The organism is Leptolyngbya sp. CALU 1928, from assembly GCF_056784215.1.
The window spans coordinates 39,376-53,654 of record NZ_JBXBCE010000020.1; the positions used below are offsets into that span (position 1 = coordinate 39,376).

Annotated in this window: 13 protein-coding genes and 2 pseudogenes; 7 read left to right on the forward strand and 8 right to left on the reverse strand. The window is 46.9% G+C overall.

Translation table 11 applies throughout. The annotated features are described in order from the left end of the window. Positions 1-13: 13 nt before the first annotated feature. Complete coding sequence (locus AC1S5B_RS27230) at positions 14-676, forward strand: hypothetical protein (protein ID WP_482038790.1); 663 nt, start codon at positions 14-16, stop codon at positions 674-676. Positions 677-684: 8 nt separating this feature from the next. On the opposite strand, the gene AC1S5B_RS27235 is transcribed toward AC1S5B_RS27230, so the two are convergent. Continuing rightward, the gene (locus tag AC1S5B_RS27235) at positions 685-1,878 is read right to left on the reverse strand and encodes a DNA cytosine methyltransferase (protein WP_482038791.1); all 1,194 of its coding nucleotides are present in this window, start codon (positions 1,876-1,878) and stop codon (positions 685-687) included. Positions 1,879-1,967: 89 nt separating this feature from the next. Here AC1S5B_RS27235 and AC1S5B_RS27240 point away from each other — a divergent pair, with 89 nt between their 5' ends. Next, positions 1,968-2,171, forward strand: coding sequence for a hypothetical protein (locus AC1S5B_RS27240; protein WP_482038792.1), 204 nt, complete (start codon positions 1,968-1,970; stop codon positions 2,169-2,171). A gap of 415 nt (positions 2,172-2,586) precedes the next feature. On the opposite strand, the pseudogene AC1S5B_RS27245 reads toward AC1S5B_RS27240, so the two are convergent. Further along, positions 2,587-3,168, reverse strand: a pseudogene (locus AC1S5B_RS27245) (iron uptake porin); the annotation flags it as partial. Positions 3,169-3,480: 312 nt separating this feature from the next. After that, the gene (locus AC1S5B_RS27250; RefSeq protein WP_482038793.1) at positions 3,481-3,669 is read right to left on the reverse strand and encodes a hypothetical protein; all 189 of its coding nucleotides are present in this window, start codon (positions 3,667-3,669) and stop codon (positions 3,481-3,483) included. Between the two features lie 181 nt (positions 3,670-3,850). Between AC1S5B_RS27250 and alr the strand changes: the two genes are divergently transcribed. Both alr and AC1S5B_RS27260 read left to right on the forward strand, forming a co-directional pair. Then, complete coding sequence (gene alr / locus AC1S5B_RS27255; protein WP_482038794.1) at positions 3,851-5,050, forward strand: alanine racemase; 1,200 nt, start codon at positions 3,851-3,853, stop codon at positions 5,048-5,050. Positions 5,051-5,196: 146 nt separating this feature from the next. Next, complete coding sequence (locus tag AC1S5B_RS27260; RefSeq protein ID WP_482038795.1) at positions 5,197-5,412, forward strand: hypervirulence associated TUDOR domain-containing protein; 216 nt, start codon at positions 5,197-5,199, stop codon at positions 5,410-5,412. 31 nt (positions 5,413-5,443) lie between these two features. Here AC1S5B_RS27260 and AC1S5B_RS27265 read toward each other — a convergent pair whose 3' ends face one another. Both AC1S5B_RS27265 and AC1S5B_RS27270 read right to left on the reverse strand, forming a co-directional pair. After that, a complete protein-coding gene (locus tag AC1S5B_RS27265) occupies positions 5,444-7,969 on the reverse strand; it encodes an HD family phosphohydrolase (RefSeq protein ID WP_482038796.1) in 2,526 nt (841 codons plus the stop codon). Between the two features lie 124 nt (positions 7,970-8,093). Continuing rightward, a complete protein-coding gene (locus AC1S5B_RS27270; protein ID WP_482038797.1) occupies positions 8,094-9,038 on the reverse strand; it encodes an ADP-ribosylglycohydrolase family protein in 945 nt (314 codons plus the stop codon). Positions 9,039-9,218: 180 nt separating this feature from the next. Here AC1S5B_RS27270 and AC1S5B_RS27275 point away from each other — a divergent pair, with 180 nt between their 5' ends. After that, complete coding sequence (locus AC1S5B_RS27275; protein WP_482038798.1) at positions 9,219-10,007, forward strand: peptidoglycan-binding domain-containing protein; 789 nt, start codon at positions 9,219-9,221, stop codon at positions 10,005-10,007. Positions 10,008-10,054: 47 nt separating this feature from the next. Here the strand turns inward: AC1S5B_RS27275 and AC1S5B_RS27280 are convergent, their stop codons facing one another. Beyond that, positions 10,055-10,246 carry a cation transporter gene (locus AC1S5B_RS27280; RefSeq protein WP_482038799.1) on the reverse strand — a complete coding sequence of 64 codons (192 nt, stop codon included), beginning with the start codon at positions 10,244-10,246 and terminating at the stop codon, positions 10,055-10,057. Positions 10,247-10,504: 258 nt separating this feature from the next. Here AC1S5B_RS27280 and AC1S5B_RS27285 point away from each other — a divergent pair, with 258 nt between their 5' ends. Together AC1S5B_RS27285 and AC1S5B_RS27290 are read left to right on the forward strand one after the other, a co-directional pair. Beyond that, complete coding sequence (locus AC1S5B_RS27285; protein ID WP_482038800.1) at positions 10,505-11,005, forward strand: hypothetical protein; 501 nt, start codon at positions 10,505-10,507, stop codon at positions 11,003-11,005. After that, complete coding sequence (locus AC1S5B_RS27290) at positions 11,002-11,505, forward strand: sensor histidine kinase (RefSeq protein WP_482038801.1); 504 nt, start codon at positions 11,002-11,004, stop codon at positions 11,503-11,505. The genes AC1S5B_RS27285 and AC1S5B_RS27290 overlap by 4 nt, the downstream gene beginning before the upstream one ends. A 486-nt stretch (positions 11,506-11,991) precedes the next feature. Here AC1S5B_RS27290 and AC1S5B_RS27295 read toward each other — a convergent pair. Together AC1S5B_RS27295 and AC1S5B_RS27300 are read right to left on the reverse strand one after the other, a co-directional pair. Further along, a pseudogene (locus AC1S5B_RS27295) lies at positions 11,992-12,735 on the reverse strand (photosynthetic reaction center family protein); the annotation flags it as partial. 155 nt (positions 12,736-12,890) lie between these two features. Beyond that, the gene (locus AC1S5B_RS27300) at positions 12,891-14,264 is read right to left on the reverse strand and encodes a GH1 family beta-glucosidase (RefSeq protein ID WP_482038802.1); all 1,374 of its coding nucleotides are present in this window, start codon (positions 14,262-14,264) and stop codon (positions 12,891-12,893) included. Between the last annotated feature and the right edge of the window lie 15 nt (positions 14,265-14,279).

A 14,279-nucleotide genomic window follows, 5' to 3' on the forward strand; every position in this document is an offset into this window, starting at 1 on the left:
TTACGAAAAAATCATGGGATATAACAAGGGTGATAATTATGAGCAAAATATTTTTGATTTGCTAAATGCAAAAGGATTATTAGTTATAAATTCAACTAGAGGTGGGGCAGGAAGATCGGCGGATATAAAATTTCTTTACAATTCTCAAGAATGCCATCTAGAGGTTAAGCTCGATCTTAAGGCTGATTATGGACAAAAAATGTTGAGGTGGGACAATGGAATTTGGAGTTGGTGTGTTGATGACTCCGTAACATTTTTGTATACGTCTGTTGGAGTCTTAGATATTATCAACGATAAACAATTTATTCCTAATCGATATTCTATCCCCAAAGATGAAATCACGATTCAACAGAAACATCAAGACCAACAAGCTTTTGAAGACAAGGTGGAAATCGGTATAAATAGTTTATATGACTTTTATGGCAGTAAAAATTGCTACTATATCCAGGTTGGAGGATATGGGTTTTATCATCTCAAAAAGGATCTTCTTTTATTAGGCACACCACAATTTGATTGTGAAATGAAGTTGAGGTTGAGAGCTAAAACAATTCATAGCTATCCCATCTATAAGTATGGGTTCTATGCAGTTCTAAAGATAAACAAGAACGGAAACCTCCAAAAGTCTCATTTTGATATCGAAGAAAAAGATGGGCGTAGATTTCCACCTATAGTTTGATTTGCTGTTCAAAATAATGCAAGCTGAGTAGATCTAGATTTATCAAATTGCTTAGACTCTTTAAAGGTGTATCCTTTATAGAAGAATGCCTTAGCTCTAATGCTCTGAATATCTTCAATCGACTGAGTTTCTTCCATATTATTTTTAATCGAATCCAAACAAAGTATAGATTCACCAAGGGCTTTGGCAAGAAGAGGTGGAACCGCATTGCCAATTTGCCTCCACTGTTGAGTTAGTGTCCCACAAAAAAAGTAATCAGGGGGGAAAGATTGAATTGCTGCTGCTTCTCTAGCGGTTAAATAACGATTTTCAGTTGGATGATAGTAAGTTGTTCGACTGGTATTAATTGTATTCGCACAATTTTTGCGATCGAGTCTGTTTAATTTCGCTTCTCTAAACCTCTCTTCATGAATAGCTTTCCAATCAACGTTAAACCAGAGGTTTTTAGGTAAATATGCTAACTGATCTTTTTCATATCTTACGCTTTTCCCCTCGGGCATATGGCTAATTCGTTCTCTTTCCAAGTCATTTGTAATTTGAGATCGATCTATATCATGATTTAGGATCTCACCATTAGATGATTTCAATAAGTTATCAAAAGCCCATCCTACGTTTCTTGGCAAAGGTAAGTCATATTCATCTTGTTCTGAATCTTTAAAAATTTTATCTGGATAAATATTTTTAACACCGAATCGATTACCCAAAAATATTGTCCGTCTTCTCTTCTCTGGGACACCATAATGATGCGCTGACAATACTTTGACATCAATGGTATAGCCCAAACTTGTGAAGCTCTTGATTATTTCCTTTAAAACATTCTCATTTCTCTTTGATAAAAGTCCCGTTACATTTTCCACAATAATGTAATCGGGTTCTAGGGCTTCGACAATTCTAAGAAACTCAAAAAACAAAAAATTCCGCTCATCTTGATGATCGTTTTGTCCAATCGTAGAAAAGCCCTGACAAGGTGGCCCACCACAGATTAAGTCAACTTTTTTGTAGTTGATAATTTCTTGAATTTGCTTAACTGATATTTTGTGAATATCGCCAGCGATCGCCTGAGCCTGTTGATGATTATGCTTAAAAGTCTCGATTGCGGCTTGGTCGTGGTCAATCCCTAGCAAGCTCTGCCAGTCAGCCATTTCTAGTCCACAAGACATTCCGCCTGCGCCAGAGAACAAATCTATAAATGTCTTTCTCATATCTTTACTAAAGCAGCTAATTAGCTGCTTGTCAACTTATGTGTTTAGCTAAGGTATATTAGGGAGGTAAGTTCATTACTAAACTGTAAATGGCGCAAACACAAAGAAAGCCTGTATATGTTTTGCCAGAACATCACGATATTCTAAGACGCATTGCTTATGAGCAGCGTTGCAATCTATCGGATGTTTTAGATACTGTGCTAGAAAATGCTGATTGGAAAGTAATTGAAAGCAATGCTAAGAATAAGCCGTTGCAAAGAGCTAATGAAAGAGGCAGTTCTTATAGGATTTAATCATACTTATCTCTTATTCCATATATCACCTAACTCTATAACCAGTGAATTACGGCTTTTTGATTAGGGTAACTGGCGAAGTTCTACCAGATTTGCTTGCAGCCAATCCTATCCTGTGGCATAAAAATATTTATGGGATCGATGTATGGGGCTTTGCTAGTCAATCAAGAGGAAATCTTAGATCGAATTTTTTCGCAAGGCGATCGCTACTTCAACGATATCGTAGACCGCGCCGCCAAACTCATCTGAACCACTCCCGAATTTGACGACCTCGCCGCCGAAGTCGGGTTAGGCTCCCACGCCAACGGTATCACCGACGCAGCCGAACGAGCCAAACTCCGCGCCGAACTCGATGGCATGATTGCCCACCTCTACGGTTTAACCGAAGTCGAATTCACCCACATCCTCAGCACCTTCCCCATCGTCCCTGAGCGCCAAAAACCACCTGACCAAATAGTTTAGTTGTCGTTGAGAACTGTTGCTTTTCCAAGGTCGCCGTCCGAACTTCCAACCCCTCGACCCGTCCTCGGAGGGCTGCCAGTTCTGCGGCAAATTCTTCTTGCAGCTTTTTGACCACTTCCAGATCTTCTTTTTTAACAAAATCTGCCGTGGCAGCAGCAATCAATTCTTGGATCTTGTCTAAACAGGCATTCAAACCAGCCGCAAATTCGTAGCGGGTGAGCGCCCGATTGCCTCGGAAGGTTTTGTCTGGGTAGCCCACAATGCAGCCGTAGCGCTCTACTAATGATTGCAATGCCTGAAATGCCCAATCCGTTGGCTTAACATCGGTTAATTGCGAAACAGAGGTGACTTGTTCTAAGTCTGAGTTTTCTTCTAACAACGGATCATTTGAGATCAGCGATAAATTGGTCGGTCGGATGCTATCGATGGGTTGCTGAGGGTCTGCTTTGGCGACTTCAGCAAAGAAGATACTTCCTAAGAAACTGAGCGATCCAATTCCTAGAGCGATCGCAGATTTTAAGACTCTATGTTCCATTTGGTAATGCCCCACTCCAAATTAGCTGATCGATTTACCTAAAACGCTTCACATCTCTTGGGAGGCATCCGCTTTTCGCACTCAGCGAACGGCTCCCATTAAAACGCTTATGCTCAGCTATCGCTGTTTATTTCATGAATTATGCAAAAAGGAATTATTTGATATGCTGCATATCAAATAATTCTCTGTTAATCAAAAAACTTACTTAACATAATTGTGCGCGTTTCGCTGGATTTTAACGGGAGCGATCGCCCGTTCAGACTGCGACAGGAACCTCATCCGATATCATCCTGGAAAAGTCGTAGGCACCCTTTACAAATACTCTGCCTTGGGGATTGGCAATAAAATTTCCCGCTGCAACTTTTTGACCACTGGCAACCAGCGAAGAAGTGAATCCGCAGTATTTTCAAGACTTGCGGCACGCAAAGCGCTACTCTCGCTCGTCGCTTGGGCACTCGAACCGTTCCTGCTTGCAAGCGCGATCTCGCCAATCAAGTTCATCAGGTTTTCCGCTGGCTAACATGAAACCACCCTGCCTCCGGTTGAAACGTGGGCTTTACGCATTGAATCGATAAACTGCCCGATTGACCTATTTTCAAAGGGCATCTATCCTGCTTTCAGCAGACTGAACGCGGCAGATTGATTGGATGTGAATGAATTTGGTGTGAATTAGGAGAAAAATATGCTGAGTTGGGAGCAAAGTTCAAATTTAGCGCAAATGCAGCGAGAACGAGCCTGGGTGGAGATTGATTTGGCAGCGATCGCCCATAATGTCACCCAAATCAAGCGACTGCTTCAGCCTCAGACGGCATTGATGGCGGTGGTTAAAGCGGATGCCTATGGACACGGCTCCAGAGCGATCGCCCAAGCCGCCCTACAATCAGGAGCAAGCTGGTTAGGCGTGGCAACGATCCCCGAAGGGATTGAACTGCGAGAATCAGGCATTCAGGCACCTGTTCTGATTTTGGGTGCAACCTATACCCCAGAGCAAATTCGAGCGATCGCCCGGTGGCATTTGCAACCCACCCTTTGCACCCCAAAACAAGCGCTGGTGTTTGCCGAAACCGTTGCTACCCTCAAGACTTCACCGTTATCGGTTCACCTCAAAATCGATACGGGCATGTCTCGCTTGGGCACAGATTGGCAAGCCGCAACAGAATTTGCTCAACTGGTACATCGCTTGCCCAACTTGGAGATCGCCAGCATTTATTCCCATTTGGCAACGGCAGAAAGTTTGGATCGAACGGTGGTCAATCAGCAACAGCAGCGATTTGCCAGCGCGATCGCCCAAATTAGAGCCGCAGGCATCACTCCGCCCAAACTGCACCTAGCAAACTCCGCTGGCACTCTAACCGATGCTAATTTGCATTACGACCTTGTGCGGGTCGGGCTGGCGCTCTATGGACTGTATCCTGCGACTCACCTGAAATCAGTTTTGGCGCTTAAACCGGTGCTGCAAGTGAAGGCACGAATTACCCAGCTAAAAACCATCCAGGCAGGAACCGGGGTCAGCTATGGGCATCGGTTTATTGCTGATCGCGAAACGGCGATCGCGGTGGTTGGCATTGGCTACGCAGACGGGATTCCGCGCAATTTATCGAACCAAATGAGCGCGATCGTTCAAGGACAACTCGTACCTCAAATTGGAGCCGTAACCATGGATCAACTGATGTTAGACGTGAGCCAAGTGCCCAATCTACAAGAAGGCGATGTCGTCACGATCTTGGGGCAGGATGGCAAAGAATCTATTTCAGCCGATGACTGGGCAGAAACATTAGGCACCATTTCCTGGGAAATTCTTTGCAGCTTCAAACATCGCCTACCACGAGTTGCAGTTACTCACTCCCTACCAGGAGTTGCTCTGGATGCTAAACGTAAATGAAAGTAGAGGGCGAAGTACCGAGTTAGGAGTGCGGAGGAAATCAACTCGTTAGTATGAGGGCATCAGTGACTACACCCGCAGAGGGAGGTTCCAATCAAGTGAACTCTGTAGCTTGAACTGAGCAGAACAAAAACGAGGTGTTAACCATGACGGATGAACTGAAAAAGGGCGATCGCGTTGAGTGGAAAGGCTCTCAGGGCAATATTGAAGGGACAGTGAAGAAAAAGTTGACAGAACCCATGGATATCAAAGGGCACCACGTTGCGGCAAGTGAGGATAACCCAGAATATTTAGTGGAAAGCAATAAAACTAGCAAGGAAGCCGCTCACAAGCCGGAATCGCTGAAGAAAATTGACAAATAATACTGACAGGTTGAGACAACAGATCTGACTTTTAGGGTGATGGTTGCGGCGCGATCGCGAGTTTCGGGTAGGCAATGCGCTGATGGTTGGACTGTTGCCAAACTTGAACAAAAATAGTGGCGATCTCAGTCATTTCATTCCGAGTCAGCCCCGATTGCACCAGTTGTTGATCTTGCCAACGGGCGCGCAGAATTTTGTTGATCATCGCAAGAGCTTCTTCTGGGGTAGCATCTTTGAGCGATCGCAGTGCCGCCTCACAGGAATCTGCCAGCATGACAATGCCCGTTTCGCGCGATTGAGGAATCGGACCGTCATAGCGAAAATCGGCATCGTTCAAGCTAAGAATGCTGCCATCAGAGTTTAATTGCTGTTCTACCTGCTGCTGCGCTTGATGATAAAAGTAAGCGATCAGCATGGTGCCTTGATGTTCTGGAATGAATGCCTGAATCGCTTTAGGCAAACGAGCTTTCCGCGCCATCACAATTCCTTCAGTCACATGCTTTTTAATAATTTCAGCGCTGATCCAAGGATTATCAATCAAGTCGTGCTTATTCGGTGCGCCCATTTGGTTTTCAATAAATCCCTGCGGATCATGCATTTTGCCAATGTCGTGATAGAGCGTTCCTGTCCGAACTAACTCTACATTGCCTCCCAGCGCACGGGCGGCGGCTTCTGCCAGAGTTGCCACAAACAGCGTATGTTGAAACGTTCCAGGAGCTTCGGCTGCCAGCCGTTTGAGTAAGGGTCGATTGAGGTTCGCAAGTTCCACCAAGCGGATGGTGGTAACCAAATCAAACAGTTGCTCTAAATAGGGACTAATGCCTAGCGCCACAATTACCCATGCCAGCCCTAAGAGTGCCTGAATGCCGCTGGCACTGAGCAAGGTATACCAGGCAAAGCCCGATGCCACGTTGAGGATCAGGTAAATCAACCCTTGTAGCAAGCCAACTCCAAACCCCAGTAATGCCAATTCCTCCCGCGATCGCAGCCTACCCCCCAGCCACCCGCACAACAGCCCGGTCGTGGCACTGGCGATTAAAGTACTCCAAGTGACTTCCATACCAACCGCCACCAAGAGTGCTAGTAACCCCGCTACCGTGATCCCCAAGGGTGCGCCATAAAAGCCGCCGACCAATAGCCCAATGGTCGGCAGATTAACCGATGGCACCTGAAGCGCAACCAACAGCGGCGTACTTAAACTGAGTAGCCAGAGCAGCACGCCATCTCGCCGTCGCAGAGTGGGATGAAATCGGCGTTTGATGACCCACACGACCACCACCGAACCGCTGACCAAAAATCCAAATGCTGCCAACCCCAACCAGTCAACTCCTCGCCGACTCAAGCCAAAATGATCCAGCAAGGCAAATTCCTTGGAGGAAATGAGGTCGCCTGCACGGATAATTTTTTCACCGCGATTAATGGAAACTATGACGGGTTGAATGCCTTGAGCAGCTAGCTCTGCCTGGGCTTGTGTTTGGGTTTCATCCTGAATTAAATTGGGCTGCAACAGCGAGGTTAAAAGGTCATTGGCGATCGCTTCAACCGTCTTGGGGAGTGCCCCTTTAACTTGGAGTTTCACGGCTGCTGTGAGCAGAGTGGGCGGCAGTCCTGGAGCAATGCCCTGCGCCAAAATTCGTTCGGCAATTTTTGGAGTCTGCGATCGCAGCATTTGCCAATCGGCATCGGTTAAATCTAATAGGACAACATTCTGTGCGTCCGGCAAAGCAGGTAACGGATCGGTGGAGGATGCCAGAGCCGCCACATACTTTAACTGAGATTCATTGACCGATTGAACGAGTTTCAAGTAGCTGCTCATCTCCACAGAACGGCGATAGTTGCGGAGTTCGGCGATCGTTTTCTGAGAGGCTGCATCCATTGCAGGGACAGGAATCGCAATTTTTAAGTTAGGAACAGAAGGGTTTTGAGAAAAGCCACGGTCTGCCTCAATTAATAGCGCTTGCCACTGCGATTCCGGCAATTTACGCAGGTAGGCTTGGGTGAAAAGCGTCAGAGCGCTAGTGCGAACAAAGGGAAAGGCTCCCGCAGTCTGGCGTAAATCGCTACCCTGCTGGAGTTGCTGTTGCAGCGATCGCATGACCGTTTGGTTAACGGCTTGATCTAGCATCAGAACCGATAGTGTATCTTTGCGAGCCGCACTCCGGTTTAGATCCGTGGCGTTTTTATCAATTACATTAGCTGACAGCGGAGCATAAAGCGTTTGAGGAGCCGCTTTACCAATATCTAGCTTAGGCGCGTTATAGAAACGATATCCAAAGGCACTGGTTAAAGTAATAATAGCAACGCCCAAGACGAGGGGCGATCGCCCTGCTTTGTTCAGCAAACTGCGTTTGGGCGGTGAGATTGGGCAGGATAGGGCAACAGGATAATTTACATCTGTCAAGGATGGCTGTGACCGTTGTTTCTCAGTAAGATTAAAAGCATTTTTATAGGAGCGAATTGCCTGTTGAACCGTGCTGGAATAACGACTCAATGGACGAAGATTATCCAGTAAATCAGTTTTTTCCAAACGATGTATCAGTGATTGAAGGGCTTTCATCACTTGCCACAAATTCCTCAGCACATAGGATCAGTGTATCAATCAGGCAGAAAATCAAGCAGAACTCTTAACAGTAAACTCAGCTACAAAAAGCCACCCGAATCCCAGTAGATCGTCCCTTAATCTAGCTCACAATTCGCTGAGACCGAACAATCCAGGGAACCGTGACGATAGGAATCTCTTGTTCTTGCAAAGCCGAGGGATCATAAATACCCGACCAAGCAGCAACTAAATGAGCCGACAGAGAGCCAATCCGCTGAGGCTCAGTGGTTGCAAATGGAGTTTGTAAAGCACACCGCCACTCGGCAGGAATCCCAACATCGCTGGTATAGGCTCCAGATAAGGCACCCGCCAGCGCTCCCACAATTTTAGGCTTAACTCCCATCCGAACGGCTCTAATGAGTGCCAAAGATATAGTATCTGGAGTTTGCAAGAAACAGTAGATTGCGATCGCAATCTCTACTGATTTTGGTTGAGTTTCAGCCTTTAACTGAAATGCCGCGATCGCGCTTTGCAAGTCTGAGCCTTGCGCTACTAACCTTTTCAAGGTTTCTAAGGTGCTAATCAGATTAGCTGAACGGGTGGCTGCCTCAGGTAATGAAACATGAAGATAAGTCAAGATTTGGGCAATCAAATGGACTGGATTTAGTTGCTCCTTAATTGCCTGGGCGATCGCGTAGCCAAAAACAATGACCGCATCCGCTGTGCTGAGATCTCCGCCCCATGCCGTCACCGTTGCGGCTAAATAATGGCGCTGCTGGGTCAGGTTATCATGATAAAACAGGGCTATCGGTAGGGTTGCGATCGCCAGTTCCCCAGCCGATAAGCAACCCGTTGGGTTTCCCTCTAAGCTTTCTGGCGCTAAGTGTGTCTCAACGTTCCACTGCCCTGATTGAGCGAGCTTTTCTCCGTGCAAAATTGCCATAGCAGTCCATTGAAGCTGAGATAAAACAGCGGCTTTTCCTGGATTGCACCCCTGAGGCGACGGATTTACTTGGCTTCCCAAGCTTTCTCCCATTGCCATCCCTAGGAAACAACCCTGAAACCGACTGAAGAGTGAATATTCCACAGATTTTAAGCAACTTTCACTTTGAATTCTGTCTCTGATTTTGTATAGTAGCGCTAAATATCAAGTCTGATAGCAATACGATGCTCTGTTGAGATAGGCTAGACTCATTTGGCGAAAGCTGCTCCCCTTAGCTTTATCTAGTCATAAACCAGCTTGATCGATTAATTTAGGATTTCTCCTATGGTTGGTATCCACAAAATGCTACGGCATCTAGAAATTTGGCGGTTCTGCTTATTGACTCCGATCGCAGTCGGAGTTGGAGGCTGTTTCAGTCTGGCGATCGCAGATCCAACCTTCAGCCAACCCCCCAAACCATCTGCTACCACTACGCCAAAAGATGAATCTAATAAGGGTGCAAAAGCTCCAAACCGCCCCTTGCTTACCACTGGCAGTCAGGGGGCAGAAGTGCTTGAACTGCAAGGAGTTCTTAAACTACTGGGCTATTACACGGGAGCGGTGAATGGTGGATATGATCCCTCTACGGCGATCGCGGTCACTAAATTTCAAAAGGCTGCTGGGCTGCCCGCAGATGGCGTGGTTGGGTCAGAAACCTGGACTCGGTTACTCCCCCCCTCCCCCACGGTCACCGCTTCATCCAACCCTGCCCCTCCTGCCGCCCCCAAACCAACTGGCTCATCTCCTCCCAAGCAAGCTAGTACTGGCATCCCAGCTAAACCACCGTCCGCTTCAGCAACCCCAAGCAAAAATCCTGCCACTACACAATCTGTCTCTGCGGCATCACCCGCTAAGCCAGAGTCGATCGCCTTCCCAATTCTACGAATTGGAATGCAAGGCTCAGCCGTAATTGGACTGCAAGAACGCTTAAAAGCCTTAGGTTTTCTAAAAAGCTCATCAGATGGCGTATTTGGTGCGGAAACCCAAGCGGCTGTTAAAGCTGCCCAAAAAAAGTTTAGCCTTGCCTCCGATGGCGTGGTTGGTGCCGGAACATGGCTAGTGATTATGCGATAAGCCGGTGATCTAAACAGAGACATCAGCAACCAAACTCAATAAATCTACTATCGAATTGGGTGACCTGCTGCCTCGATCAGTTGCTTAAAGGTTTCTTCTGATGCCTGTGCCTCAATAGTCACGGTTTTTGCATCTAAATCAATATCAATCTTGGCATCTGGTTCAGAGGTCAGAATCGTTTCCTTTAAAGTCTGCGCGGATTGAGCGTCAATGCTTGGAACGTCTATTTTAAGTGCCATGACACCTCGTATATTTAGAAATCTTGTTTATTGTTGAAGAAAACTAGCGCCGGTCGCATATATCCGTCGATAGATTCTTGACTCAAATATGTGCACTATTCTTTAATAAAATATTCTTGTATTAACTTAATATTTCTGCAATGTCTCTTGATACTTCCGCAACGTATGTATTACCAATGCGCTGAGCAGCTTGAGCAAAACATTCCAAAAATTATGCATCAGTGGGAAGAGCGAGCCCGTGATGAAGTCTATGCATCAATGCACCAAGATTCTCTTGTTTTGCGAAATTCGCTACCTTTATATCTAAATCAATTGGTAGACGAACTCTCAGATCAAAGGGGAAAGACCTCTAGCCAAATTGCAGACGATACGATAGAAAGCACTCGAATCGGCAAGATGCATGGGCATGAACGAGCGGGATATGCTGACTACTCAATGAACCAACTCATTTTTGAATACCATATTCTCCGGCAAGTGATTTTTCAGATTTTAGAGGAAGAAGCTCCTTTAAGTGTGCGCGATCGCGATATCATCGGCTCTATTGAACAAGCGGTTAATGACGCTGCTACTCAATTCTCTGAGACGCTTCAAGACATCCAAGAACTGCTGATGGTGACGATAACGCATGATCTTAGAGCACCGATTAATGTCGTAAAAATGGGAACTCAACTAACCCTACGACGGCTGGAAAGAGGAGACACCCACGCAACCGTAGCGATGAGGATGATGGGTGCAATTGTGATCGGCTGGATTCGATGATTCAAAATCTCCTGGATGCGAGTCGGCTGCGAACCGGACAGAAGCTGAAGCTTAAATTTGAAGACTGTGATTTAGACAATCTAGTACAAGACTTAGTGGAGGATTTAAACTTTGCTTACGGGGAGCGATTTGTGGTGGTCTCTGAGTCTGAAGCCAAGATTTGTTGCAGCGCTAAAGAAATACGGCGGGTGATTGAAAACTTAGCGATTAACGCCGTCAAATATGGTGCGCCTGACACGCCAATTACCGTGACGCTCCAGCAAACTGAAACTCAGCTCAGCCTTGCCGTTCACAATGAAGGCGATCCGATCGCCCTAGATGCTCAATCAATCTTGTTTCAACAATTTCGTCGAACGACCTGTTCGGAGGATCAAACGGGTTGGGGTTTGGGATTATTTTTAGAGAAGAGTATTACTGAAGCTCATCGAGGGAAACTTGAAGTTGAAAGTGAAGAAGGCAAAGGGACAAGCTTCATTGTGACGTTGCCTAAATCTCTTTAGGCGATTGAGTAGCTTATAAACTTAATCCTGATGTAATGCGGGAGATTTTTTTGGTAAATATGAGCTTTTATCTGGTTGACCGTGTTCTTAACGACCTAACTCCTATAGATTCTGCCCAAACTGTTTGACTTCTTCGCTGACCCAATCACTCATGAGTGTATCCTCTTCAGCTAAACTGAGCGACATATTCCCACAACGACCCCTCAAAACTCAAGCCTAGTAATGCTTCTACATACTTCTGCCTAACGGATAGCCCAGAGAGAGGGACTTTGAGAAATCTTGCCCTCCTGCTCCTGCTTTGGGAGTAGAGCGCAGAGCATGCGTAGAAGGGACTAGAGGATATAGCTTGCTTCCCGCAGGATGGGCTGACTTTAGTCACACATCAGGTTAGATATTATTATTTTAGATGGAATCCTTCCCATTAAAAAGCCCTCCCCAGAGAGGGGAGGGCTTAGGTTCATTCATTCAACAGAGCGAGTCAGAAGACTAACCGTTGATGGCAGGTGCCACCAGTGCAACAGGTGTCGCTTCACCCGCAGCCAAATCCAAGGGGAAGTTGTGCGCATTGCGCTCGTGCATCACTTCCATTCCCAAGTTGGCACGGTTCAATACATCTGCCCATGTGTTCACCACTCGTCCTTGCGAGTCAATGATCGACTGGTTGAAGTTGAATCCGTTCAGGTTGAATGCCATGGTGCTGATGCCCATCGAGGTCAACCAGATGCCGATTACAGGCCATGCCCCCAAGAAGAAGTGCAAGGAACGTGAGTTGTTGAACGACGCATACTGGAAGATCAACCGTCCGAAGTAGCCGTGCGCTGCAACGATGTTGTAGGTCTCTTCTTCTTGCCCAAATTTGTAGCCGTAGTTCTGGCTTTCGGTTTCGGTCGTTTCACGCACTAACGAGGAGGTCACCAATGAACCGTGCATTGCACTGAACAAGCTGCCACCGAATACCCCTGCTACGCCCAACATGTGGAACGGGTGCATCAAGATGTTGTGTTCCGCTTGGAAGACGAACATGAAGTTGAAGGTGCCGGAGATGCCAAGGGGCATGCCATCTGAGAAGCTGCCTTGTCCGATGGGGTAGATCAAGAAGACTGCGGTTGCTGCTGCAACGGGGGCGGAGTATGCAACGCAGATCCAAGGACGCATTCCTAAACGGTAGGAGAGTTCCCATTCCCGTCCCATGTAGCAGAAGATGCCGATCAAGAAGTGGAGGACAACGAGATAATTTTGGTTATATATTGAGTGGCTTGCGCCTCCCATGTACACAATGTAACAACAATCTAAGCTTTTGTAAAGAAAATCGGGTGATTGTAACTAACCATTCTCATATTTGAGAGAAAGCGGCACTCATGGAACGGGTTGTCATCCTGCTATCCTCACACAGCCCGATTCTGACGAATACATTCGGCATACCAGTGAAAGCTGGCTTTGGGTGTGCGCTGCTGGGTTTTGAAGTCGTTGTAAAGAATGCCAAAGCGGCGATCGCAGCCCCACGACCATTCAAAGTTATCCATTAGGCTCCAGAGAAAATATCCCTTCAGTGGATAGCCTTCGGCAACGGCGCGATGGGCAGATTGTAAATATTGACGCAGGTATGAGATGCGATCGCTGTCCAAAATTTCGCCCTGCTGGGTCAGTTCATCCTGAGCAGCGCAGCCGTTTTCAGTGATCAACAGCGGCAATTCGGGATGCTTTAGCACGTCTGATACATGTCTTACTGCCCAATAGATTGACTCTGGAACAACCCATAACCAAGGCATATGCATCCGGGGATAGCTTTTGGGATAATTAACATACTCATAACCGGGTGCATTTTCGCTAGCCCGAACGTGACTTCCAGTATAAATATTTAGTCCAAACGCATCCAAAGGCTGATGAATCGTCTCCAAATCACCTGAGCGAATTGTAGGAGCCTCTTTGCCTAGGCTTTGCAAAAATACTTCATCATATTGCCCGGTCAATGCCGGAAAAATGATACCTCCATTCACCCAGCTAGTGTGAAATGCTTGTTGAGCAGCGGTAATATCGGCTGGCGATTCCGTCAGCGGCACGGTGATTGCCGGATTATCGACTAACGCAACGGAACAGGGGCGGGGCGAGGCAGCCCGAATTGCCTGACAGCCTAGCCCATGCGCCAGCAAAGCATGATGGGACGTTTGCCAAACATCTTTTTTACGCCAGACGCGAGAGCCAGGAGCCATTTCTGGAATCTTACCTACGTCGTAGCCAAGATGGGTAAAGCAAGCAATTTCATTTAAGGTCATCCAGTGGGTAATGCGATCGCCCAACCGCTGGACTGTAGCCGTGCAGTAGTCGGCAAAATCCTTTGCCATTTCTCGACTGCGCCACGATCCATAGCGCTTTTCTAAGGCTTGGGGGCTATCCCAGTGAAACAGTGTGGCATGGGGAGTGATGCCATTTTCTAACAGGCGATCGCATAGCCTCCGGTAAAAATCTATCCCCGTTTCATTCACCTGACCCCGCCCATCTGGAATCACCCGCGACCAAGCAATACTGAAACGGTAGTGTTTCACCCCCAGTTCTGCCAGCCACTTCACATCACTTTCATAGCGGTGATAATGGTCGTTGGCAACGGCTCCAGTGTCGCCATTCACGGTGCGCCCCGGAAGACTGCTGAACACATCCCAAACGCTCGGCTTGCGTCCACCCTCTTTAGCAGCGCCTTCAATTTGGTATGCGGAAGTTGCCGTACCCCAGAGAAAATCAGGCGGAAATTGGTAGCTAATCATCTTGTTTGCTGAACT